Origin of the sequence: Pseudomonas sp. NPDC089530 (assembly GCF_050280705.1) — a bacterium.
Taxonomy (GTDB): Bacteria; Pseudomonadota; Gammaproteobacteria; order Pseudomonadales; family Pseudomonadaceae; genus Aquipseudomonas.
In genome coordinates this window covers 1-22,266 of record NZ_JBNNVU010000093.1, presented here as the reverse complement: position 1 = coordinate 22,266, position 22,266 = coordinate 1, and the positions used below count along the sequence as shown (strand labels likewise).

General features: G+C 64.2%; 21 protein-coding genes and 2 pseudogenes. 6 read left to right on the top strand and 17 right to left on the bottom strand.

From position 1 onward, the window contains the following. On the bottom strand, positions 1 to 50 hold a 50-nt coding region (locus ACQKQA_RS25165; protein ID WP_427563621.1), incomplete at its 3' end, for a hypothetical protein. Between the two features lie 36 nt (positions 51 to 86). Between ACQKQA_RS25165 and ACQKQA_RS25160 the strand changes: the two are divergent. Beyond that, positions 87 to 1,109, top strand: a pseudogene (locus ACQKQA_RS25160) (exopolyphosphatase); the annotation flags it as partial. A gap of 91 nt (positions 1,110 to 1,200) precedes the next feature. On the opposite strand, the gene ppk1 reads toward ACQKQA_RS25160, so the two are convergent. After that, positions 1,201 to 3,420, bottom strand: coding sequence for a polyphosphate kinase 1 (gene ppk1, locus ACQKQA_RS25155; RefSeq protein ID WP_427563620.1), 2,220 nt, complete (start codon positions 3,418 to 3,420; stop codon positions 1,201 to 1,203). Positions 3,421 to 3,438: 18 nt separating this feature from the next. Beyond that, positions 3,439 to 4,452: a porphobilinogen synthase gene (hemB, locus tag ACQKQA_RS25150; RefSeq protein ID WP_427563618.1), complete on the bottom strand. Its 1,014-nt coding sequence runs from the start codon at positions 4,450 to 4,452 to the stop codon at positions 3,439 to 3,441. A 207-nt stretch (positions 4,453 to 4,659) separates the two neighbouring features. On the opposite strand from hemB, the gene ACQKQA_RS25145 reads away from it, so the two are divergent. Next, positions 4,660 to 5,292, top strand: a complete 633-nt coding sequence (locus ACQKQA_RS25145) for a DedA family protein (protein ID WP_427563617.1) — start codon at positions 4,660 to 4,662, stop codon at positions 5,290 to 5,292. A gap of 185 nt (positions 5,293 to 5,477) precedes the next feature. Beyond that, positions 5,478 to 6,146, top strand: a complete 669-nt coding sequence (gene elbB / locus ACQKQA_RS25140) for an isoprenoid biosynthesis glyoxalase ElbB (RefSeq protein WP_427563616.1) — start codon at positions 5,478 to 5,480, stop codon at positions 6,144 to 6,146. A gap of 54 nt (positions 6,147 to 6,200) precedes the next feature. Here the strand turns inward: elbB and ACQKQA_RS25135 are convergent, their stop codons facing one another. From ACQKQA_RS25135 to ACQKQA_RS25115, 5 genes are all read right to left on the bottom strand, one after another. Next, entirely contained in the window at positions 6,201 to 6,650 is a 450-nt protein-coding gene (locus ACQKQA_RS25135) for a YaiI/YqxD family protein (RefSeq protein ID WP_427563615.1), read from the bottom strand. A gap of 103 nt (positions 6,651 to 6,753) precedes the next feature. Beyond that, on the bottom strand, positions 6,754 to 8,652 hold the full coding sequence (locus ACQKQA_RS25130) for an FTR1 family protein (protein ID WP_427563614.1): 1,899 nt from the start codon (positions 8,650 to 8,652) through the stop codon (positions 6,754 to 6,756). Positions 8,653 to 8,889: 237 nt separating this feature from the next. Continuing rightward, positions 8,890 to 9,522: a LysE family transporter gene (locus ACQKQA_RS25125; RefSeq protein ID WP_427563612.1), complete on the bottom strand. Its 633-nt coding sequence runs from the start codon at positions 9,520 to 9,522 to the stop codon at positions 8,890 to 8,892. Between the two features lie 149 nt (positions 9,523 to 9,671). After that, a complete protein-coding gene (locus tag ACQKQA_RS25120; protein WP_427563610.1) occupies positions 9,672 to 10,250 on the bottom strand; it encodes a mechanosensitive ion channel domain-containing protein in 579 nt (192 codons plus the stop codon). Further along, positions 10,250 to 12,160, bottom strand: coding sequence for an ATP-binding cassette domain-containing protein (locus tag ACQKQA_RS25115; protein WP_427563608.1), 1,911 nt, complete (start codon positions 12,158 to 12,160; stop codon positions 10,250 to 10,252). The genes ACQKQA_RS25120 and ACQKQA_RS25115 overlap by 1 nt, the downstream gene beginning before the upstream one ends. A gap of 50 nt (positions 12,161 to 12,210) precedes the next feature. Here ACQKQA_RS25115 and ACQKQA_RS25110 point away from each other — a divergent pair, with 50 nt between their 5' ends. Continuing rightward, complete coding sequence (locus ACQKQA_RS25110) at positions 12,211 to 12,675, top strand: TIGR02444 family protein (protein WP_427563606.1); 465 nt, start codon at positions 12,211 to 12,213, stop codon at positions 12,673 to 12,675. Here ACQKQA_RS25110 and ACQKQA_RS25105 read toward each other — a convergent pair. Next, positions 12,672 to 13,760, bottom strand: a complete 1,089-nt coding sequence (locus ACQKQA_RS25105) for an AlgP family protein (RefSeq protein ID WP_427563604.1) — start codon at positions 13,758 to 13,760, stop codon at positions 12,672 to 12,674. The genes ACQKQA_RS25110 and ACQKQA_RS25105 overlap by 4 nt on opposite strands. 193 nt (positions 13,761 to 13,953) lie before the next feature. Here ACQKQA_RS25105 and ACQKQA_RS25100 point away from each other — a divergent pair, with 193 nt between their 5' ends. After that, a complete protein-coding gene (locus ACQKQA_RS25100) occupies positions 13,954 to 14,619 on the top strand; it encodes an FKBP-type peptidyl-prolyl cis-trans isomerase (protein WP_427563602.1) in 666 nt (221 codons plus the stop codon). Positions 14,620 to 14,681: 62 nt separating this feature from the next. Here ACQKQA_RS25100 and rsd read toward each other — a convergent pair whose 3' ends face one another. The 8 genes and pseudogenes from rsd to ACQKQA_RS25060 form a co-directional block, all read right to left on the bottom strand. Continuing rightward, positions 14,682 to 15,140 carry a sigma D regulator gene (rsd, locus tag ACQKQA_RS25095; protein WP_427563600.1) on the bottom strand — a complete coding sequence of 153 codons (459 nt, stop codon included), beginning with the start codon at positions 15,138 to 15,140 and terminating at the stop codon, positions 14,682 to 14,684. A gap of 208 nt (positions 15,141 to 15,348) precedes the next feature. Next, a complete protein-coding gene (locus ACQKQA_RS25090) occupies positions 15,349 to 15,870 on the bottom strand; it encodes a disulfide bond formation protein B (protein WP_427563598.1) in 522 nt (173 codons plus the stop codon). Positions 15,871 to 16,022: 152 nt separating this feature from the next. Further along, a complete protein-coding gene (locus ACQKQA_RS25085; RefSeq protein ID WP_427563596.1) occupies positions 16,023 to 17,261 on the bottom strand; it encodes a heme biosynthesis protein HemY in 1,239 nt (412 codons plus the stop codon). Next, a complete protein-coding gene (locus ACQKQA_RS25080) occupies positions 17,258 to 18,397 on the bottom strand; it encodes a uroporphyrinogen-III C-methyltransferase (RefSeq protein WP_427563595.1) in 1,140 nt (379 codons plus the stop codon). Before ACQKQA_RS25080 ends, ACQKQA_RS25085 begins: the two co-directional genes overlap by 4 nt. 17 nt (positions 18,398 to 18,414) lie before the next feature. Next, positions 18,415 to 19,182 carry a uroporphyrinogen-III synthase gene (locus ACQKQA_RS25075; protein ID WP_427563593.1) on the bottom strand — a complete coding sequence of 256 codons (768 nt, stop codon included), beginning with the start codon at positions 19,180 to 19,182 and terminating at the stop codon, positions 18,415 to 18,417. Next, a complete protein-coding gene (gene hemC, locus ACQKQA_RS25070) occupies positions 19,179 to 20,120 on the bottom strand; it encodes a hydroxymethylbilane synthase (protein ID WP_427563591.1) in 942 nt (313 codons plus the stop codon). Before hemC ends, ACQKQA_RS25075 begins: the two co-directional genes overlap by 4 nt. Before the next feature lie 138 nt (positions 20,121 to 20,258). Next, on the bottom strand, positions 20,259 to 21,005 hold the full coding sequence (locus tag ACQKQA_RS25065; protein WP_427563590.1) for a LytR/AlgR family response regulator transcription factor: 747 nt from the start codon (positions 21,003 to 21,005) through the stop codon (positions 20,259 to 20,261). Further along, a pseudogene (locus ACQKQA_RS25060) lies at positions 21,002 to 21,157 on the bottom strand (sensor histidine kinase); the annotation flags it as partial. The pseudogene ACQKQA_RS25060 and the gene ACQKQA_RS25065, both read right to left, overlap by 4 nt. 438 nt (positions 21,158 to 21,595) lie before the next feature. On the opposite strand from ACQKQA_RS25060, the gene ACQKQA_RS25055 reads away from it, so the two are divergent. Next, on the top strand, positions 21,596 to 22,266 hold a 671-nt coding region (locus ACQKQA_RS25055), incomplete at its 3' end, for a lyase family protein (RefSeq protein WP_427563588.1).

Here is a 22,266-nt window from a genome sequence, read left to right as displayed (position 1 = left end):
TCCATCTCGGTGCGCATGAAGCAGGCGTAGGCTTCTTCCGGCTTGCACACGATCGGTTCGCCACGCACGTTGAACGAGGTGTTGACCTGCGCGAAAGCCTGCAGATGGGCTGCGTCAGCTTCACCCAGCGCTATTTCCGCGACGGCAAGATCACCCCGGCGCGCTACGCCCAGGCCTACACCGCGGCGCGCCTGGAAATCATGAGCATCGAACACGCCCTGCACCGCCTGACCTGGGATGAAGCCATCGGCTCCTCGGGCACCATCCGCGCCATCGGCCTGGCGCTCAAGGCCGGCGGCCAGGGCAACGGCGAAGTCAACGCCGAAGGCCTGGCCTGGCTCAAGCGCCGGCTGTTCAAGCTGGGCGACGCCGAGAAGATCGACTTCGAAGGCATCAAGCCGGATCGCCGGGCGATCTTCCCCGCTGGCCTGGCGATTCTCGAAGCCATCTTCGACGCCCTCGAACTGCAACGCATGGACCACTGCGAAGGCGCCCTGCGCGAAGGCGTGCTCTACGACCTGCTGGGCCGCCATCACCACGAAGACGTGCGCGAACGCACCCTGGGCTCGCTGATGGAGCGGTATCACGTCGACCAGGAACAGGCCGTCCGGGTCGAGCGCAAGGCGCTCCACGCCTTCGACCAGGTGGCCGACGACTGGGACCTGCAGGACGGCGTCTGGCGCGAGTTGCTGAGCTGGGCCGCCAAGGTCCATGAAGTGGGGCTGGATATCGCCCACTACCACTACCACAAGCACGGCGCCTACCTGATCGAGCATTCCGACCTGGCGGGCTTCTCCCGGGAAGACCAGCTGATGCTCGCGCTCCTGGTACGCGGCCACCGCCGCAACATCCCCAAGGACAAGTTCGCCGAATTCGGCGAGGAAGGCAGCAAGCTGATTCGCCTGTGCGTGCTGCTGCGTTTCGCCATCCTGTTCCATCACATCCGCGGCACCCAGGAAATGCCCCAGGTGAAGCTGCACGCCGCCGGCGACAGCCTGGAGGTGATGTTCCCGGAGAAATGGCTGGACGATAACCAACTGACCCAGGCCGACTTCGCCCTGGAAGCCGAGTGGCTGACCCGGGTTGGTATCGTCCTCAACGTGCGCTGAAACACCCTTGCGCAAAAAAGCCGGCTTGCCGGCGATGGACCCCGACTGAGGGGACCATCGCTGGCAAGCCGGCTTTTTCGTTAAAACAGGTTCAGCGCACCGGCAGCAGCGGGCTGCCCAGACGCTCCAGCAGCGTCGCCTGGGCGCTGCGCGGGTTCTGGTTGCCGGTCGGGGTGTTGCGGATGTAGCGACCGTCCGACTGCAGGCTCCAGCTGTGGGTGTTATCGGTGAGATAACTCTCCAGCTCCTTCTTGACCCGCAGGATCAGCTTCTTGCCCTCGACCGGGAAGCAGGTCTCGACGCGCTTGTCGAGGTTGCGCTCCATCCAGTCGGCACTGGAGAGGAACATCTGCTCCTCGCCGCCATTGAGGAAGTAGAACACCCGGGTGTGCTCCAGGAAGCGGCCGATGATCGAGCGCACATGGATATTGTGCGACACGCCGGCGATGCCTGGACGCAGGCAGCACATGCCACGCACCACCAGATCGATGCGCACGCCCGACTGGCTGGCCTTGTACAGCGCGCGGATGATCTTCGGATCGGTCAGCGAGTTGAACTTGGCGATGATGTGCGCCGGCTTGCCGTCCTGGGCGAACTGGGTCTCCCGGGCAATCATGTCGAGCATGCCCTTCTTCAGGGTGAACGGCGCGTGCAGCAGCTTCTTCATGCGCAGGGTCTTGCCCATGCCGATCAGCTGGGTGAAGAGCTTGCCGAGGTCTTCGCACAAGGCGTCGTCGGAAGTCAGCAGACTGTAGTCGGTATACAGGCGGGCGTTGCCGGCGTGGTAGTTACCGGTACCCAGGTGGGCATAACGCACGATCTCGCCGGCTTCGCGACGCAGGATCAGCATCATCTTGGCGTGGGTCTTGAAGCCGACCACGCCGTAGATCACTACCGCGCCGGCCGCTTGCAGGCGGCTGGCCAGTTGCAGGTTGGACTCTTCGTCGAAACGCGCCCGCAATTCGATCACCGCGGTGACTTCCTTGCCGTTACGCGCCGCATCCACCAGCGCGTCGACGATTTCCGAGTTGGCGCCGCTGCGGTACAGGGTCTGGCGCACCGCCAGGACATGCGGGTCCTTGGCCGCCTGACGCAGCAGGTCGACCACCGGGGTAAAGGACTCGAACGGGTGCAGCAACAGGATGTCCTGCTTGCTGATCACGCTGAAAAGGTTCTCGCTGTTCTGCAGCAGCTTTGGAATCTGCGGGGTGAACGGCGTGTATTGCAGCTCCGGGTGGCTGTCCAGGCCGGTGATGCTGAACAGCCGGGTCAGGTTCACTGGGCCATTGACCTGGTACAGCTCGCTCTCGCTCAGGTTGAACTGCTTGAGCAGGTAGTCGGACAGGTGTTTCGGGCAGGTATCGGCCACTTCCAGGCGCACCGCGTCGCCGTAGCGGCGGGAGAACAGCTCGCCGCGCAGGGCGCGGGCCAGGTCTTCGACGTCCTCGGTGTCCACCGCCAGGTCGGCGTTACGGGTCAGGCGGAACTGATAGCAGCCTTTTACCTTCATGCCCTGGAACAGATCGTCGGCGTGGGCGTGGATCATCGACGACAGGAACACATAGTTGTCGCCAGGGCCGCCGACTTCTTCCGGCACCTTGATGATCCGCGGCAGCAGACGCGGCGCCGGGATGATCGCCAGGCCGGAGTCGCGACCGAAGGCGTCGACCCCTTCGAGCTCGACGATGAAGTTCAGGCTCTTGTTCACCAGCAGCGGGAACGGGTGCGTCGGGTCGAGGCCGATCGGGGTGATGATCGGCGCGATCTCGTCGCGGAAGTAGCGCCGGACCCAGGTCTTGAGCTTGGTGGTCCAGTAGCGGCGACGGATGAAGCGGACCTGATGCTTCTCCAGCTCCGGCAACAGGATGTCGTTGAGGATCGCGTACTGGCGATCGACCTGGCTGTGCACCAGCTCGCTGATCCGCGCCAGCGCCTGGTGCGGCTGCAGACCGTCGGCGCCGGCCTGTTCACGGGCGAAGGTGATCTGCTTCTTCAGGCCGGCGACGCGGATCTCGAAGAACTCGTCCAGGTTGCTGGAGAAGATCAGCAGGAACTTCAGGCGCTCCAGCAGCGGGTAGGACTCATCCAGCGCCTGCTCCAGCACGCGGATGTTGAACTGCAGTTGCGACAGCTCGCGATGGATATACAGGCTGCTGTCGTCCAGGCTCGGAATGACCAGGGTCGGCATCGCCACATGGGGGGCGTCCGCCTGCACGGGCGGGGTTTCCGGCTCCGGCGGCGTTTCCACGACCTGCTCGACCACGGGTTGAGCTTCTTTTACGGCAACTTCAGTGAGTCCTTCAGTATTCATCGCGTGTTCCTGGGAGGGCTATTGTTGCTCTCGTAACAATTGAGCAGCACGAACGGCAAAGTAAGTCAGGATGCCATCGGCACCCGCGCGTTTAAAGGCGGTCAAGGATTCGAGAATGACCCCTTCGTTCAACCAGCCATTCTGGATCGCCGCCATGTGCATGGCGTATTCGCCGCTGACTTGATAGACAAAGGTCGGCACCTTGAATTCATCCTTGACCCGAAAAAGGATGTCGAGATACGGCATGCCCGGCTTGACCATGACCATGTCCGCGCCTTCGGCGAGGTCGGCGGCCACTTCATGCAGGGCTTCGTGGCTGTTGGCCGGGTCCATCTGGTAGGAGGCCTTGTTGGCCTTGCCCAGGTTCAGCGCCGAGCCGACCGCATCGCGGAACGGGCCGTAATAGGCACTGGCGTACTTGGCCGAGTAGGCCATGATCCGCACATTGACATGCCCGGCCAGCTCCAGGGCCTCGCGGATCGCCTGGATGCGGCCGTCCATCATGTCCGAAGGCGCCACCACCTGGGCTCCGGCTTCGGCGTGGGACAGCGCCTGCTTGACCAGGGCATCGACGGTGATGTCGTTCTGCACATAGCCATCTTCGTCGAGGATGCCGTCCTGGCCATGGGTGGTGAACGGGTCCAGCGCCACGTCGGTGATCACCCCGAGTTCGGGGAAGCGCTCGCGCAGCGCACGGGTGGCGCGCTGGGCAATGCCGTCCGGGTTCCAGGCTTCGGCGGCATCCAGCGACTTGAGCTCCGTCGGGGTCACCGGGAACAGGGCCAGCGCGGGGATCCCCAGCTCGACCCACTGCGCCGCTTCCTCGAGCAGCAGGTCGATGGTCAGGCGCTCGACGCCCGGCATCGACGCCACCGCTTCGCGGCGATTCTCACCCTCGAGCACGAATACCGGCAGGATCAGGTCGTCGGTGGTCAGGACGTTTTCACGGACCAGGCGGCGAGAGAAATCATCACGACGGTTGCGGCGCAGGCGAGTGGCGGGAAACAAGCGGTTGGCTGGGGTAAAGCTCACGACAGACTCCTGAGCCCGCGCAGGCGGGCGAGCGTGACAGTTATAAGCGGCCATTATGACGAATGGATGACAGTTGTGCTTAACCCTGTGACCGGTCGCCGCAGCCATTGTCCGGCCAGTATTTGTTCACGTCGAGACACATTTGGATACTTTCCTCCATGGGCCCGAAGGGGTAGGCTGCGCGTTCATTTCGCCAGCATCCAGACAATGCTCCAACAATTTCTTCAGGAATTCGGCTACTTCGCCCTCTTTCTCGGCACGTTCTTCGAAGGCGAGACCATTCTGGTCCTGGCCGGTTTCCTCGCGTTTCGCGGATACATGGACATCAACCTGGTGGTGGTCGTGGCCTTCTTCGGCAGCTATGCCGGCGACCAGCTCTGGTACTTCCTGGGCCGCAAGCACGGACGCAAGCTGCTGGCGCGCAAGCCGCGCTGGCAATTGATGGGCGACCGGGCACTGGAGCATATCCGCAAGCATCCGGATATCTGGGTGCTGAGCTTCCGCTTCGTCTACGGCCTGCGCACCGTGATGCCGGTGGCCATCGGCCTGTCCGGGTATCCGCCGGGACGTTATCTGTTGCTCAACGGCATTGGCGCGGCGATCTGGGCCGCCGCCCTGGCCGCTGCGGCCTACCACTTCGGCGCCGTGCTCGAAGGCATGCTGGGCAGCATCAAGAAATACGAACTGTGGGTGCTCGGCGGCTTGCTGGTCCTGGGCTTCATCCTGTGGCTGCGCCGCCGCTTCAAGAATGCGCGGCTGGCCAAGGCGATCTACGAGTCCGAACAGCTCAAGCAGGACGAACCGCACGACAGCTGCAAGTCCAAGACGCCCGTCGAGTAAGGCGCCGCTAGCCACGCCTGCGGCAGGTTCGACACCCGCCGCGGCGCCCCCACCTTCAGCGCCCGCGGGCGACTCTCCAAAACCCCCGGCACCGCCGTGGCGCTCCGGCCCGACGGCAGGCCAACCCTATGGCAACGGGCGATAATTTAGTGGACATTGAGCGCCATGAACCTGGAGAAAAAACCATGAGCAAAAAAGTTGCAGTGATCCTTTCCGGCTGTGGCGTCTATGACGGTGCCGAGATCCATGAAAGCGTCATCACCCTGCTGCGCCTGGACCAACGCGGCGCGCAGGTACAATGCTTCGCGCCGAACATCCCCCAGTTGCATGTGATCAACCACCTGACCGGTGAAGAGATGCCCGAGTCGCGCAATGTCCTGGTGGAATCGGCGCGCATCGCCCGCGGCCAGGTGCAGGACATCCGCGACGCCAACGTCGATGACTTCGACGCGCTGATCGTTCCCGGTGGCTTCGGTGCGGCCAAGAACCTGTCCAATTTCGCCGTCGAAGGCGCCGGCTGCACAATCCAGCCCGATGTCCTGGCGCTGGCCGAAGCCTTCGCCGAAGCCGGCAAGCCGGTGGGCCTGATCTGCATCTCCCCGGCCCTGGCGGCGAAGATCTACGGCCCGGGCGTGACCTGCACCATCGGCAACGACGCCGGCACCGCAGCCGCCGTGAAGAAAATGGGCGCCACCCATGCTGACTGCGCAGTGGGCGACATCATCGAAGACCAGGCGCGCAAGCTGGTCAGCACCCCGGCCTACATGCTCGCGCAATCCATCGGCGAGGCCGCGGCCGGGATCAACAAGCTGGTGGACCGGGTACTGGAACTGACCCACGAAAACGACGAGTGACCCTGGAGCCGTGGCGAGCTGGCCGATGCCCTCGCCGCACCGGCTTCGTCAGGCCTAGCGCGCCAGCCGCGTCAGGATCCGATCCAGGGCGTTGGCGAAGGCCTGCTTCTCCCGATCGCCGTACGGCGCCTGCCCGCCTCCCACCTGCCCCTGCTCGCGCAGTTCGGTAAACAGGTTACGCACCGCCAGGCGTTCACCCATGTTGTGCGCATCGAACTCCTTGCCTCGCGGGTCGAGGGCGGCGACACCCTTTTTCACCAGCCGGTCGGCCAGGGGCACGTCGCTGCAGATCACCAGCTCGCCCGGCACAGCGTGTTCCACCAGGTAGTCGTCGGCCGCATCGGGGCCGCTGGGCACCACCACCAGCCTGACGCAGGCAAAGGCCGGCTTGATCTGCGGCTGCCCCGCCACCAGCACCAGTTCGAACTGGCGCTTGAGGGCAAACCTCACCACCTGCTCCTTCGCTGCCTTGGGACAGGCGTCGGCATCGATCCACACACGCATTGCGTCATTCCTCTGAAAAGCATCGCGGGCAAGCCTCGCCCCTACCGTTCAGTGATAACGGTAGGGGCGAGGTTTGCCCGCGATCATGAGCGAAGCGAGTGCCTCAGGAAACCTGAGCCCGGCGCTTCTCGGTGATGCGGCTACGGCTGTAGAGCACGATGATCGCCACGATCGCCACGGCCTGGGCGGTCAGCGAGTAGGCATCGGCGTGAATCCCCAGCCACTCGAAGTCGAAGAACGCCACCGGCCGCGTACCGAAGATCCCGGCCTCCTGCAGCGCCTTGACGCCATGCCCGGCGAACACCACCGACAGGGCGCACAGCAGCGCCGCGTTGATCCCGAAGAACAGCGCCAGCGGCAGCTTGGCCGAACCGCGCAGAATCACCCAGGCCAGGCCGACCAACAGCACCAGTGCCGTGGCGCCACCGGCCAGCACCGCGTTATGACCCGCCGGGCCCGCCTGCAGCCACAGGGTTTCGTAGAACAGGATCACTTCGAACAGCTCGCGATAGACCGAGAAGAACGCCAGCACCGCAAAACCGAAACGGCCGCCGCCGCCCACCAGGCTGCTCTTGATGTAGTCCTGCCAGGCCGCCGCGTGCCGGCGATCGTGCATCCACACCCCGAGCCACAGCACCATGACACTGGCGAACAGGGCCGTGGCGCCTTCCAGCAGTTCGCGCTGGGAACCGCTGACATCAATCACATACGCCGCCAGCGCCCAGGTCCCCAGGCCGGCCAGCAAGGCCATACCCCAGCCGATATTGACGCTGCGCACCGCCGATTGCTGGCCGGTATTGCGCAGGAACGCCAGGATCGCCGCCAGCACCAGGATCGCCTCCAGGCCCTCGCGCAGCAGGATCAGCAGACCGGAGATGTAGCTCAGGGACCAGCTCAGGCCATCGCTGCCCAACAGGCCGGCGGAGATTTTCAGCTTGGCCTTGGCGGCATCCAGGCGCTGCTCCGCCTGCTCCACCGGCAAGCCGTCCTGCAACGCCTGACGGTAGGCCATCAGGGCCTTTTCCGAGTCCTTGCGCACATTGGTATCGACGTTGTCGAGGGAGCTTTCCACCAGCTCGAAGCCTTCCAGGTACGCCGCCACCGACAGGTCGTAGGCCTGCTCGCGATCACCGGCGCGGTAGGCGGCCAGGCTCTTGTCCAGGGTCGAGGCGGTGTAGTCGAGCAACTGCGCCGGGCCGCGCTTGACCTGCGGCGGCTGGGCGCGCTGGGCGCGGAAGGTGGCCGTGGCCTGCGGGCCTTCGGCGGCCTGCACTTCGCTCGGTGTCTGGCGGGCCAGGTCGGCGAGGTTGTAGTTCTTGTCGCCCTTCGCCGCTGCCGGGTCGGCGGTGAAACCGGCGATATAGGTCGCCAGGTCCCAGCGTTGACGGTCGTCCAGTTGATCGGCGAAGGACGGCATGTCGGTGCCTTCGACACCCAGGCCCAGGGTGTTGTAGATCGCGTAGAGGCTCAGGTGGTCCATGCGCGCCGCGTCCCGCAGGTTGGCGGGTGGTGGCGTCATACCGACACCGGCCGGGCCGTCGCCGGCGCCGGTATCGCCATGGCACACCGAGCAATGCTGGGCATACAGCGGCGCGCCACGGCTCGGGTCCGGGGTGATGATCGGCGCCTGGCTGACCTCATAGGCCACCGCCAGCTTGGCTCCCAGTTGCCGTGCCTGGCGCGCGACGACAGCCCCGTCCGCCTTGGACTTGACCGCGCTGTCCAGGCTGGCGATGCCCTGCTCCAGCTCGGCCTTCTCCGGCTTGGCCGGCAAATCGGCGACCAGCCCCTGCAGCACACCGAGAAACTCGACCTGCTCACGGTACTCGGAGTCGTCGATCACCTTGCCCGCCTCGACCGTCGGCGGATAGTCCGCGCCGATGTAGTCGAGCAGATGCAGCGCCTTGGGCGCGCCTTCTACGGTTTCTGCCAGCAGGTTGGCGCTGCACAGCGCCAACACTGGCAGCACGAGCCAGGCTAGAAAACGGGAGGGGGCAGTCATGAACGATTCTCAAATGGAAATACGAAGTAACACATTGTTCACTTACAGTGACTTTCACTCAAGCTTTCTCATGCGGAACGCCCAGGCGCGACAGCGCCCAGGTCCGGCCGAGGCCTTGCAATACCTGAGGTTCGGGGCTTTGTGAAGAAAGATGAAATAAATCCCGGCTCCCGGGAATCGGTCCGAGCCGCATACAAAAAAGCGCCCTCGAGGGGCGCTTTTTTTGTGGCCGGTTGCTTAGACCGGCGCCTTGCGCAGGGTCGCCAGCAACCCGGCAGCCCCCAGGAACAGCCCGGCGAAGGTGCGGTTCAGGCGGCGTTGCTGGGTGGGCGTACGCAGCAGGCGCAAGACCTTGGACGCCAGGCCCGTATAGCCGGCCATGACGATCAGGTCGACGGCGATCATGGTCACGCCGAGGATCAGGTACTGCTTCACCAGTGGCGCATGGGGATCGATGAACTGCGGCAGCACCGCCAGCATGAACACCAGGGCCTTGGGGTTGCTGATGTTGACCAGGAAACCGCGGAACACCAGCGCCAGGGGTTTGCCGATCGGCCGGATGGCCGCGTCGTCGCTCAGGTCGCTGGGCAGCGCACGCCACTGCTTGACCGCGAGGTAGACCAGGTAAGCCACGCCGAACCATTTGATCGCGTAGAAGGCGGTCGCGGATGCCGCGAGAATCGCCCCCACACCGGCCGCGACAATCGCAATCTGCATCGCCAGGCCCAGTTGCAGGCCCAGGGCGTTCCAGTAACCGCGCCAGAAACCGTATTGCAGGCCACAGGACATCGACGCAATAGCGCCGGCTCCAGGGGAAAGGCTGATCACCCAGCAGGCGGCAAAAAACGCCAGCCATGTCTCAAGAACCATCGCATACCTCGGCTCGAATTCGTCGTAGGCGACTAAGCTAATGCGCCGGCGGGCGGATGACCATAGGTTTTTGTCGGACAGAAACGCTTGCAGGAGCGGAGCCTGCCCGCGATGAAGGATGACGCTCTCGCGAGCGAGGGCTGAAGCGCTTACTTCTCGCCGGAAAACGGCAGTGAATCATTGCCGCGCCAGCGACGCACCGAGCGCTGGAAGAACAGGCTGTTGGGCACCTGCACCATCACGCCGCCGGTGCCAGCTTCCTCGGCCTCGATCAGCGAGGTGTACAGCAGGTTGATCGCCACCACCCGGCCTTTGATGCCCGGCTTGTCGAGGGTGTCCACCAGTTCGACCACATCGCCGATGCGGAACGGGCCCACAGTGAAGATCAGGATGGCGCAGAGCAGGTTGGACAACACGCTCCACATGGCGAAGAACGCCACCGCCGCCACCGCGACGAACCCGGACAGGGCGGTCCAGAGCACCGTCGCCGAAACCCCGAGCCGCTCCAGGACGAAGATCAGCGCGCTGCCCATGATCAGCCAGCGCAGGCCGCCCCGCAGCGGCATCAGCAACTGCGGCGGGAAGGGATAACGTTCGCCCAGGCGGGTCAGGCAACGCGCGACGAAACGCTGGGCGATGTAAGCGACCAGCAGGATCAGCAGGATCTGTACGGCGATCCACAGCGGCTCGACCCACTGGGTCGGCAACGGCAGCTTGAACGCCTCCATCAGGACAAGGCTTCCAGTTCCGCCTGCATGCTTTCCAGCAGCTCCAGGGCTTCCATCCAGGCTTCTTCCAGCTCGCCTTCGCGCACCTTCAGCCTGGCCTGCTCGGCCAGCAGGTCACGCAGTTCATCCTTGCGCGCCGCTTCGTAGAGGCCACTGTCGCCAAGGCTGGTCTCGATTTGCGCCAGGCGCACGTGGACCTTGCCCAGCTCGGCTTCCAGCTTGTCGGCTTCGCGCTTGTGCGGCGCCAGCTGCTGACGCAAGGCCGCGGCGGCCTGGCGCTGGGCCTTCTTGTCGGTCTTGTCCGGGTTGACCGGAGTGTTGCTGATCGGTGCGTTGCGCTGGCGGTAGTCCACCAGCCAGCGGGCGTAGTCGTCCAGGTCGCCGTCGAACTCCTCGACCTTGCCGTCGGCCACCAGGAAGAAGTTGTCGGTGGTGCTTTTGAGCAGGTGACGGTCGTGGGAGACCACCAGTACCGCACCGCTGAACTCTTGCAGGGCCATGGTCAGGGCCAGGCGCATTTCCAGGTCCAGGTGGTTGGTCGGTTCGTCGAGCAGCAGCAGGTTCGGACGCCCCCAGGCGATCAGCGCCAGGGCCAGCCGCGCCTTTTCGCCACCGGAGAAGTTCAGCACCGGCTCGTCGATACGCGCGCCGCGGAAGTCGAAGCCGCCGAGGAAGTCGCGCAGGGTCTGTTCGCGCTCGGTCGGCGCCAGGCGCTGCAGATGCAGCAACGGGCTGGCCTTGGAGTCGAGCGAGTCCAGCTGGTGCTGGGCAAAATAGCCGACCACGGTGTTCTCGCCACGGGTCAGGCGGCCGCCCAGCGGCGACAGTTCGCCGGAGAGGTTCTTGATCAGGGTCGACTTACCGGCACCGTTAGGCCCCAGCAGGCCGATGCGCGCACCCGGGGTCAGTTGCAGCTTGACCTTCTCCAGCACGGTCTTCTCGCCGTAACCCAGGCGGGCATCGGACAGGTCGAGCAGCGGGCTGGAGATTTTTTCCGACTCGCGGAAAACGAAATCGAACGGTGAATCGACGTGGGCGGCGGACAGCTCTTCCATCCGCTCCAGGGCCTTGATCCGGCTCTGGGCCTGGCGGGCCTTGGTGGCCTGGGCCTTGAAGCGCGCAATGTACTTTTCCATGTGCGCACGCTGCGCCTGCTGCTTCTCGTAGGCTTGCTGCTGTTGCGCCAGGCGTTCGGCACGGGCCCGCTCGAAGGCACTGTAGCCACCGCGATAGAGGGTGAGCTTGCGCTGATCGACATGGGCCACATGATCGACCACGGCATCGAGGAAATCACGGTCGTGGGAAATCAGCAGCAAGGTGCCTGGGTAGCCCTTGAGCCAGTCTTCCAGCCAGAGGATCGCATCGAGGTCCAGGTGGTTGGTCGGTTCGTCGAGCAACAGCAGGTCCGAGGGGCACATCAGTGCCTGCGCCAGGTTCAGGCGCATCCGCCAGCCACCGGAGAAATCGCCGACCTGACGGTCCATCTGCTCGTTGCTGAAACCCAGGCCGGCCAGCAGCTTGCGCGCCCGGGCATCGGCGGTATAACCGTCGGCGCTGTCCAGCTCGGCATGCAGGCGAGCCAGGGCGACACCGTCATGGGCCGCCTCGGCGGCAGCCAGGTCACGCTGCACCTGGCGCAGGCGCAGATCGCCATCGAGCACGTAGTCCACCGCCAGCCGCTCGAGGGTGTCGACCTCCTGGCGCATATGGGCGATACGCCAGTCGGCGGGCAGGAAGCAGTCGCCCGAATCCGGGTGCAACTCACCGCGCAGCAAGGCGAACAGGCTGGATTTGCCGGCGCCGTTGGCACCGATCAGGCCGGCTTTCTGGCCGGCGTGCAGGGTCAGCTCGGCGTCTTCTAGCAGACGTTGCGGACCACGCTGTAAAGTCAGGTTCTGAAGTCGAATCATAATGGCGGCGGAGTCTACCAGCTTCGTTCGCAACTGGCGCGAGTAGCGAGATGTCCCCTGACCTGTGGAACTTCACCCTCAAGACCTACGCCCGCCCGGGCGTCGAAGAGGCCTGCCTGGCGCTGCAGGCGGCGGGCGCCAATGTCTGTCTTTTGCTCTGCGCGGCCTGGCTCGGCAGCCGCGGGGTGGCCTGCAACCCACAGCGCCTGCAGCAGCTGCGCAGCCTGGGCCAGCCCTGGCACGACACTATCATCGTGCCGCTGCGACAGCTGCGCACGCAATGGCGCCCGGCCGCGAGCGCGGATCCGCAACTGGCGGTCTTGCGCGAACAGGTCAAAGCACTGGAACTGGAGGCCGAACGGCAACTGCTGCTGCGTCTGGAAACACTGGCGGGAGAATGGTCGGAGAGTGAAGCGCCGGATCTGGCGAACTGGCTGGAAGGACTGGCGGCCGAAGCCGCCAACCTCAACCGCGACGCGCTGCAGGCGCTGCGCGTCGCGGTGACCGGCGCTTAGGAAGCGCTGGTTGGCGTGGTGCTGGCTGGAGCGGTCGGAGCCGGAGCGGCCGCAGTGGTCGCGGCTGGAGCTGGCGAAGGCGCGGGTGCCGCTGGCTTGGCCGCTGGAGCTGCCGGGGTGGCTGGTTTGGCGGCCGCTGGAGCGGTTGCCGGTTTGGCTGCCGCAGGCTTGGCGGCGACTGGTTTTTTCGCAGCAGGTTTTGCCGCTGGCTTGGCCGCTGGTTTTGCCGCCGCAGGTTTGGCTGCCGGTTTGGCGGCGGCTGGTTTGGCAGCAGCGGAAGCCACCGGTTTGGCAGCCGCAGGTTTAGCGGCAGGCTTGGCCGCAGGTTTGGCTGCAGCTTTCACTGGAGCTTTTGCCGCAGCGGGTTTGGCCGCCGGCTTCGCAGCAGGTTTAGCCGCGGCGGGTTTGGCTGCTGGCTTGGCGGTAGCAGGCTTGGCCGCTGCGGTTTTAGCCGCCGGCTTGGCTGCTGGTTTAGCGGCGGTAGGTTTGGCAGCAGCGGGTTTGGCCGCTGGCTTCGCAGGAGCTTTTGCAGCGGCAGGTTTAGCGGCTGGCTTGGCTGCTGCAGGTTTGGCGGCAGCAGTTTTTGCGACTGGCTTGGCGGCCGGTTTAGCGGCAGCTTTGGCAGGCGCTTTTGCCGCTGGCTTGGCGGCGGCTTTCTGCGCTGGGGCAGCAGCCGGCTTGGCAGCGCGAGTGCTCAGCACCTTGGCCGCGGCTTCTTTCACACGACCTACGCCTTGGGCCAGTTTCAGGCTTTCCTGAGCGTCACGCTTGAGTTGCAGAATGTAGGCGCGGGTTTCGGATTGGCGAGTCTTGAGGGCGTCGAGCAGGTCTTCAAGTTCTTTCACCGCGCCCTTGGCCTTGGCTTGCGCCTTGGCCTTGCCGGCCGCCGCGGCGTCCTGCAGTTTGGTACGCGACTTGTGCAGTTTTTCCTGTGCCTTACCGCGTTGCTTTTCCAGTTTGGCGAGCAGTTTTTCAGCATCAGCCAAGGCTTGGGAACAAGCGTTTTCCAAGTGCTCGAGCAGGCTGCTCGACAGCTGTTGGAGCAGGTGCAACGGAGTATTTACAGGCTTCTTATTGGCCGACATGGTTTACCTCCTGGCTGACGTGAGTTGCGGCTCATACTAGACCTCTGCTGCTACCGCCGCTAGGGCATGTTGACAGTATCGAATGCCATGCGTTGCAGCGGATTGAAAATGTTCTTCGCGCGCAAGAAAGTTACTCACCAGCCACCCCATCCACACTGGCATAATCCACCCTATCTCAGGCCGGAGAGTGCCCATGTCGCGTTACCTTTTTTTATCCTTGTGCGTGTTGTTGCCACTGGCCCAGGCCGCTGAAAATTCGCAGCAAAACGACGCTCGCGATCTGGCCTACAGCCTGGGCGCCAGCCTCGGCGAACGTCTGCGCCAGGAGGTGCCGGACCTGCAACTCCAGGCCTTGGTGGAAGGGTTGCAGCAGGCCTATCAAGGCAAGCCCCTGGCCCTCAAGGACGAACGCATCGAACAGATCCTCGCCCAGCATGAAGCCCAGCTCAGCGAGCAGGCGGACAAGCCGCGAGTCGAAGTGGCGCTGGAAAACGAACAGCGTTTTCTCTCGAGCGAGAAAAAACGGCCAGGTGTGCGCGAACTGGAAAACGGCATCCTGCTGACCGAGCTGGCACCGGGCAGCGGAGCGCGCCCCGGACCCAATGGTTCGGTACAGGTTCGCTACACCGGGCGCCTGCCTGATGGCACAGTGTTCGATCAGAACGAACAGCCGCAGTGGTTTCGACTGGACAGTGTGATTGCCGGATGGCGCAGCGCCTTGCAACAGATGCCGACCGGGGCCAAGTGGCGCCTGGTGATTCCTTCGGCCCAGGCCTATGGCGCCGACGGCGCTGGCGACCTGATTGCGCCTTACACACCGCTGGTGTTTGAAATCGAGCTACTGGGGGCCACCGGTTAGGGACCGCAGAAATGAAAAACGGCGCGCACTGCGCACCGTTTCGATAGACCTTTCTCCGCAAGTCAGGCCTGGACTGCGGCCTCTTCCTTGTGCGCGTTGTGCAGCACTTCGATCAGGCAATCTTCCAGTTCGAAGCGCTCATGCAGCAAGCCGCCCAGCTCCTTGAACTTCTCCGCCACGCATTTGCCTTCGTCGCACAGATCGTTGAACGCCAGCAGCTTTTCAGTGATGACATCGATCCGGGGATAAAGGGTTTCGGCCAGCTCGAGCCCGCGCTTGTCGTTGAAGGCCTTGGCTTCGCCGGTCAGCTGTTCATAGATTTCGAAGTGCCCGGCGGAAACGTAATCGACCAGGATTCCACAGAACTCCTGCAAGGGTTGTCGATTGTCAGCCAGCGCCTCGGGCTCTGCGCCGAGAGCGTCATAGGCCCGAACCAGTTCGTGACGCTCCTGCAACCAGCGATCGATCAGCAGATGCACTCCACCCCAGCGTTCCTGAGCATTCTGACAACTTTCGAGCATGGCGATCTCTCTTCCCTTATGGGTAATGCTGCTCTGAATCCGCCACTGGGTCGAACATCGGGATTGGCCCAGGCAGAACAGCATCGAGCAACGTAATTGCAGTGATACGTGCGGGCCAGATTATGCCCGCTCGACAGCCGCTTCAAGGTACGCAGGCGATAAAGTTCATACAAGTGTTTAATCTCGGGCCCTGTCGCAAAGCGACGATTCAGGCCCCAGCCGCCCTGCTCCGGCCCCGCGACAGAAGCCGCGCCAGGCGATAAGCGCTCAGGATCAGCACCCCGATGAAAAACAGCAGGCTCCACTCCGCGGCACTCATGTCCAACAACGTCCAGGTGACCTCCGCGCACTGGGCCGTCCCGGTAAAAACCAGCTGCGAGGCTCGTCCCCAGGACAGATTGCCGAGCATGAACGGCATGTCCGGCAAACAGGCGAGCAACTGATCAGAGGGAATGTTCTGCAACAGCACATGACGCCCGGCGGTGACGACGCCTGCCAGGCTGCAAAGCAGCTCCAGCAACCAGTACACGACACTCGCCGGATATTGTGGCGCATGCAAGGCCGCGACCAGGCTGATCGAGGTCAACAGCAGGGCGAAGAAACGCTGCAGCACCCACAGCAGGCAAGGCTCGAGCCCAACCCCGTACTCCAGGTGAAACGAAGCCCATAGGGCCAGGGCACCGGTAAAGAACACAAGGAAGAACAGCAAGCGTGAGCCGGCCAGCGACATGGGGTATCCGCAATGGAAGAAACAGGCAGCCACGGTAGAGAAAGCGTCCGGCCCTTTCAAGGCGCGCGGCGCCAGAACAGGCGGCCGCACAGACCAGATCGGTTGCTTCGCCGGGCGGGTCGACCCTCGAAGGTCACCCCCGCCCCCGCGGTTTAGACCCTCGCCGGCACCGGCAAGGGTGAAGCCAGCAGACGCTCGTCCAACAACCCCAGGCCTTCCTGGAACAACTGGTTGCTGCGCTCGGTATCGCCCAACTGTGCCAGCAGCCGCGCCAGCTCGGCACAGGCCTCGGGGTTGCGCTGGACGCGCAAGCTGCTTTCCAGATAGTCCCGCGCCTTGCCCCAGAGACTGGTTTGCAGGCACAGCCGACCCAGGGTCAGCAGCAGGCTCGGATCGTTCGGATGGTCCTTGAGCCATTGCTCGGCAAACTGCAGTTGCCGCGCCGGATCGCTGCCACGCAGCAAACCGTAAAGCCGCGCCAGATGGCTGTCGTATTTGCGCTTGAGGGCAACCCGCAGCACTTCTTCGGCCTCGGCCTGGGCGCCCAGTTGCCGCAGCTGTTCGGCATAGGCCAGCACCAGTTGCGGCTCCTGACGCTGAGCGGCGGTCAGTTGCTGCCACGCCCGATCGAGCGATTGCAGACCGACCGCGCCGTCTTCTTCGCGATGCGCCGCGAGGGTCAGGTTCTCACCCCAGGCGCGACGCTCCAGCTCCGCCAGCTCGCTGGCCGGCAGGGCCTTGTCCTTGCGCAGTTCAGGCAGCAGGCGGATCACCGCCGACCAGTCGCCCCGCTGTTGGTGCAGACGCTGCAACTGGCGCAGCACCTGGACGCTGCGCGGGTGGCGTTCGTGCATGGCTTGCAGAGTGCTCAGGGCGCCTTCGGTATCCCCGCGATCGGTCTGCAGTTGGGCATGACTCAAGGCCACCGCCAGCTCGGCCTGGGGCTGGCGCTCCAGCGCGCGCTCCAGAAGGCTGTCGGACTCCTCGTAATGCCCCTGCTCGTTCGCCGCCCGCGCCGCGCCGAGGTAGTACAGCAAAGGCTGGCGCTCAGCTTCGGCGGCACGGTGCAGGTGCCGCTGGGCGCTGGCCCAGCGACCTTCGGCCAGGTCCATCTGGCCTTGTTCGATAGCGACCTGTACGCGGCGGCTACGGTTGCGTCGCGACCACGGATTGACCACGCCAGTGGAAGCCATCACCAGTTCGATCAGCGCCCTGATCCCCCAGATCACCAGCCAGATCACCGCCACCAGGGCCAGGGTCGCCCACAGGCTCGACTCATAGCGGAAGCTGTTGTAGGCAACCAGGACGTACCCCGAATGCTCGGCAATCGCCAGCCCCAGCAACCCCGAGGCGGCGATGACCAGGAACAGAATCACATACAGGCGCTTCATGGGCTGGTCTCCTGCACCGCGTTCGCGGCAGGCTTGGCCAGCGGCTTGACCGACTCTTCAGCGTTCAGGTTACGCCGTTCCAGGTAGGCCTGAACGGCGCTCAGGGTCTTGGTCAGGTCCGGGGTCGACACCGTGACCGGCTGCTTGCTCAGCTCGGCCACCCGCTCCAGCATGAGCTTACTCTGGGGATTGTCCTGGTTGAAGTTGCCCTTCAACACATCGCGGGCTTCGGCCAGCGCCTGGGTATAGACCGGTGCCTGGCCATTCAGCGCCGCCCACTGGGCCTGCTCCAGGGCCAGGCTCAGGGCCAGGCGCACCTGCGTCAGGCTTTGCCCGGCGAGCAGCGGTCGCACGTTCTTGTCAGCGTTGAAGTCGATACGAATGTAATGCGAGATCTGCTCCCACCACTGCGACCAGCGGCTGGCGCCGTCGCCGTCGGCGGTCAGGCCCAGTAGCGAGTCACCACGGTCGCGATACTCGGGGGCCAGCTCAGTGAGTTCGACCACCTGATCGCGCAATGCGCCCAGTTGCAGGAACAGCCCGGTGCGGTCCGGTTGCTCGGTGCTGCGCAGGGCCGCGAGGCTCTTGGCCAGCTGTTCGCGCGCGGCAAAGGAACCAGGGTCGTTCTGCTCACGCAGGATCTCGTCGGCGCCCTGCACCAGCGCCTGGGCGCTGCTGATGTCCTGCAAGGCCGAAAGACGCAGGCTGGCAAGACGCAGCAGGTGCTCCGCCTCGGCCAGACGCCAATCCTTGCGGCTGGCACCCAGCACGCTCTCCAATCGCTGGCTGAGACGCTGCTGATCGCCCTGCAATTGCGCGACCAGCCGACGACGCTCTTCCAGCTCATCGGCCGCCGGCAATTGCTCCAGACGCGCCGTCAGGCGCTGCTCGTTGAGCTTCAAGCTCTGGGCCTCGTCGCCCAGGGCCTGCAACTGCCCCAGCTGCTGTTGATGGTTGGCTTGCAGGTTGCGCACCTGCCAGACACCCCAGCCACCGGCAGCGAGGCCGGCCGCCCCCAGCAACAGGGCCAGGATCGCCAGTCCGTTGCCACGGCGCTGTGGAGCAGGGGTTGCGGGTTCAGTCGGCGCGTCGAGTGCCGGCTGGACATCATCTTTAGGCAAGGCTGTTTCGCTCACGTATCCATCCTTTGCATTTAGAGAACGGGCACGGGATGCTCCCGTAACGCCGTTAGCAAGGCCGCGGCACTGGCACCACGACAATCCACAACTTTCTCGGCCCCGGCGGCACACGCCATCTCGGCGACCCGCGGGCTCGGCACGAACAGCGGCAGCCGCGCCACCTCCGGCCAGGCCTCGCCGGCCAGCTGTCGCAGGTGCTCGAAACCTTGCCCACTGCTGACCACCAGCCCATTCAAGCGTTCCGCGCGGATGCGCTGCATCAGGACCCCGTCGACATAGCGCGGCAGGTCACGGCGGTACAACTCCAGATAGTCGACACTAGCACCTTGGCTGCGCAAACGCTCAGCCAGCAGCTCGCGACCACCCTCCCCGCGGATGATCAGCACCCGCGGAACGGGCCGTGCAATAGCCTCGCGCAACTGGGGAAGGTCAAGCAAGGCTTCACTGTCGTCACCCTGCTCGGGGAAAAAAACATCCAGGCCATGTTCGGCCAGAATCTGCGCCGTGCCGGCGCCCACGCTGAACCAGCATTGCTTCGGTGGCTGCGGCCAGAACTGCTCAAGCCGTTGCACGGCCATTCGCGCCGCGGGCTTGCTGACCACGATCACCGCGCAGTACAGGTGCAGGTCAAGCACTCTGGCGCGCTGGGCGTCGCCAAAAGGCAGGGCCTCGATGTCCAGCAATGGCAGGCTGCTGCTGAACACACCCGCTTCGCCCAGCGTCTCGGCCAGCAGCACCGACTCGTCCGTGGGCCGGGTCAGCAGCAGACGCCAGCCGGTCACTCTTCGCCTGCCTCGCCATAGACCGCGCGCAGAATATCGGCGGCACCCTGGGCCAGCAGATCGTCCGCGACCTGCACACCCAACGCCGCCGCAGCGCTACGCGGAGCCCGCGCCTCGGCGCTGAGCAGCACGCCGCCACTCGGCTCGCCCACCAGACCACGCAGCCACAGCTGATCGCCTTCGAGCACCGCGTAACAGGCGATCGGCACCTGGCAGCCGCCATTCAGATGTTTGTTCAGCGCACGCTCGGCGGTGACCCGATCCGCCGTATCGGCATGATGCAGCGGCGCCAGCAGCCCATGGATCTCGCTGTCCGCGGTGCGGCACTCGATACCCACAGCGCCCTGGCCGCCAGCCGGCAGGCTGTCGTCGACGCTGATCGAAGAGCTGATGCGGCTTTCAAAGCCAAGACGGATCAGGCCGGCAGCAGCCAGGATAATGGCGTCGTATTCACCGGCGTCGAGCTTGGCCAGGCGTGTATTGACGTTGCCCCGCAGGAAGCGGATCTGCAGGTCAGGACGCCGCGCCAGCAATTGCGCCTGGCGGCGCAGGCTGGAAGTGCCCACCACGCTGCCCGCGGGCAACTCATCGAGGCTGGAATAGGTATTGGAGACAAAGGCATCGCGCGGGTCTTCGCGCTCGCAGATGCAGAACAGGCCCAGACCTTCGGGGAAGTCCATCGGCACGTCTTTCATCGAGTGCACGGCGATATCCGCTTCGTTGTCGAGCAGCGCGGTCTCCAGCTCCTTGACGAACAACCCTTTGCCACCGATTTTCGACAGCGGCGAATCGAGCAACTTGTCGCCACGACTGACCATGGGCACCAGCGTCACGATCAACCCTGGGTGAGCGGCTTCCAGACGAGCTTTGACGTATTCGGCTTGCCACAGGGCCAAGGCACTTTTGCGGGTGGCGATGCGGATTTCGCGAGAGGACATGGATCAATCCGTACTGAAGAAATACGGCAGATGATAACAGCTCGGCCCAATCAGCTTTGACTTGTATCAGGAACTGCAGCCCCTCCCTGGCCGCAGGAACGTTGCGGGCGCCCTGCGTGAGCCGCCCGGCGCCCGGTTCTAGAGCTGCTGCATCATCTTGCGCACGCCGGCGACATGTCGTCGGCTGACGATCAACGCATCGCCATTGAGGCCCTTGAGGAACAACTGGAAATGCCCCAACGGGGTACGTTGCAGGCGTTCGATGCGCTCGCGGGCCACCAGGGCGTTGCGGTGGATCCGCACGAAACGTTCGCCGAACTCGTCCTCCAGGGCCTTGAGGGGTTCGTCCAGCAGGACTTCTCCACTCTCATGGCGCAAGGTCACGTATTTATGGTCAGCGATGAAATAGACGACCTGATCCAGGGGGATCAGCTCGATGCCTTTACGGGTGCGCGCACTGATATGGCTGCGGGGGCCGCTACCGCTTTCGGCGGCAGGCCGAGTCAGGGCCGCCAGTTGCACCCGGTTGGGACGGTCGGCCTTTTTCAGCGCTTCGAGCAGATGCTCGGAACGCACCGGTTTGAGCAGGTGGCCCACCTCACTGACATCGAAAGCCTCGAGGGGGAATTCATCAGGGGCGGCGCAGAACACCACCGCCGGTGGCGTCTCGCGTTCACATAACCGGGCGGCGACCTGCAGGCCATCGAGGCCTGGCATACGGATGTCGAGCAGCACGATATCCGGCTTCAGGCTGTCGATCAGGGCCAATGCCTCTTCGCCATTGGTGGCGCTGGGCTCCAGGACACTGTATCCCTCAAGCTCGCCAACCATACGGCTCAGGCGCTCGCGGGCTAGGGGTTCGTCATCAACGATCAGGACATTCATATTGCGCTGGATTCCTGCGTGAGTCTCGCACAAGGATAGCGTAGACAGGTGAAGTGACGTCCGTCACGGCGATCCACGCTAAGACTAGTGCGAGGGCCAAAAAGTGCCCCACGATGGGCACCAATATTTACCCGGGCCTGTTCGATACCGTTCCAGGCCCGCCACTGCACGACAAGGTCATGGGGACTGCCGATACAGGACACAAACACCCCCTCTCTTATAGTCGGCTTCCATCCCGGCCGCCTCCCCCTGGAATCATCGGGTGGCGCCGGAACCGGAGCGCATGCGGCAACGGTTGTGTGATCGGCGACCGGGCTCGATGAAGCATCCGAGATGGCACCGTTCCTTCAGTCCAACTGTAGACGGTTGCCAAGACGATATTGCGCAATCGATAAATATCGTTACATCACCCTGCGCAGCCGACGTTCGCCCAGCCAGTCTCCGCGCGCCCGAAGCCGGCGACAAGCACCCGCGACCCCATGACTCAAATAAATTCCTGCCGACCGGTGCCAGCTACAGGATTGGCAACCCTGTTATTATCCGCGGCAACTTTTCACCCCATTCCCTTCCAGCCGATCACGAGCGAATTCATGAGCACTGACAAGACCAATCAGTCCTGGGGCGGCCGCTTCAGTGAACCCGTCGACGCCTTCGTCGCCCGCTTCACCGCCTCTGTCACTTTCGACCAGCGCCTCTATCGTCACGACATCATGGGCTCGATCGCCCACGCCACCATGCTGGCCAAGGTCGGCGTGCTGACCGATGCCGAATGCGACAGCATCATCGACGGCCTGAAAACCATTCAGGGCGAAATCGAGGCCGGCACCTTCGACTGGCGCGTCGACCTGGAAGACGTGCACATGAACATCGAAGCTCGCCTAACCGACCGCATCGGCGTGACGGGTAAAAAGCTGCACACCGGCCGTAGCCGCAACGACCAGGTCGCCACCGATATCCGCCTGTGGCTGCGCGACGAAATCGATCTGATCCTGGCGGAAATCACCCGCCTGCAAAAAGGCCTGCTGGAGCAGGCCGAGCGCGAAGCCGACAGCATCATGCCGGGCTTCACTCACCTGCAGACCGCACAGCCGGTGACCTTCGGTCATCACATGCTGGCCTGGTTCGAAATGCTCAGCCGCGACTACGAGCGCCTGGTCGACTGCCGCACCCAGACCCACGCCTGGTTCGCCTACTTCGAACCCTACAGCCGCGGCCGGCACGACTGGCTGATCGAGCAGGCCCTGAACAAGGCCGGCGCCGA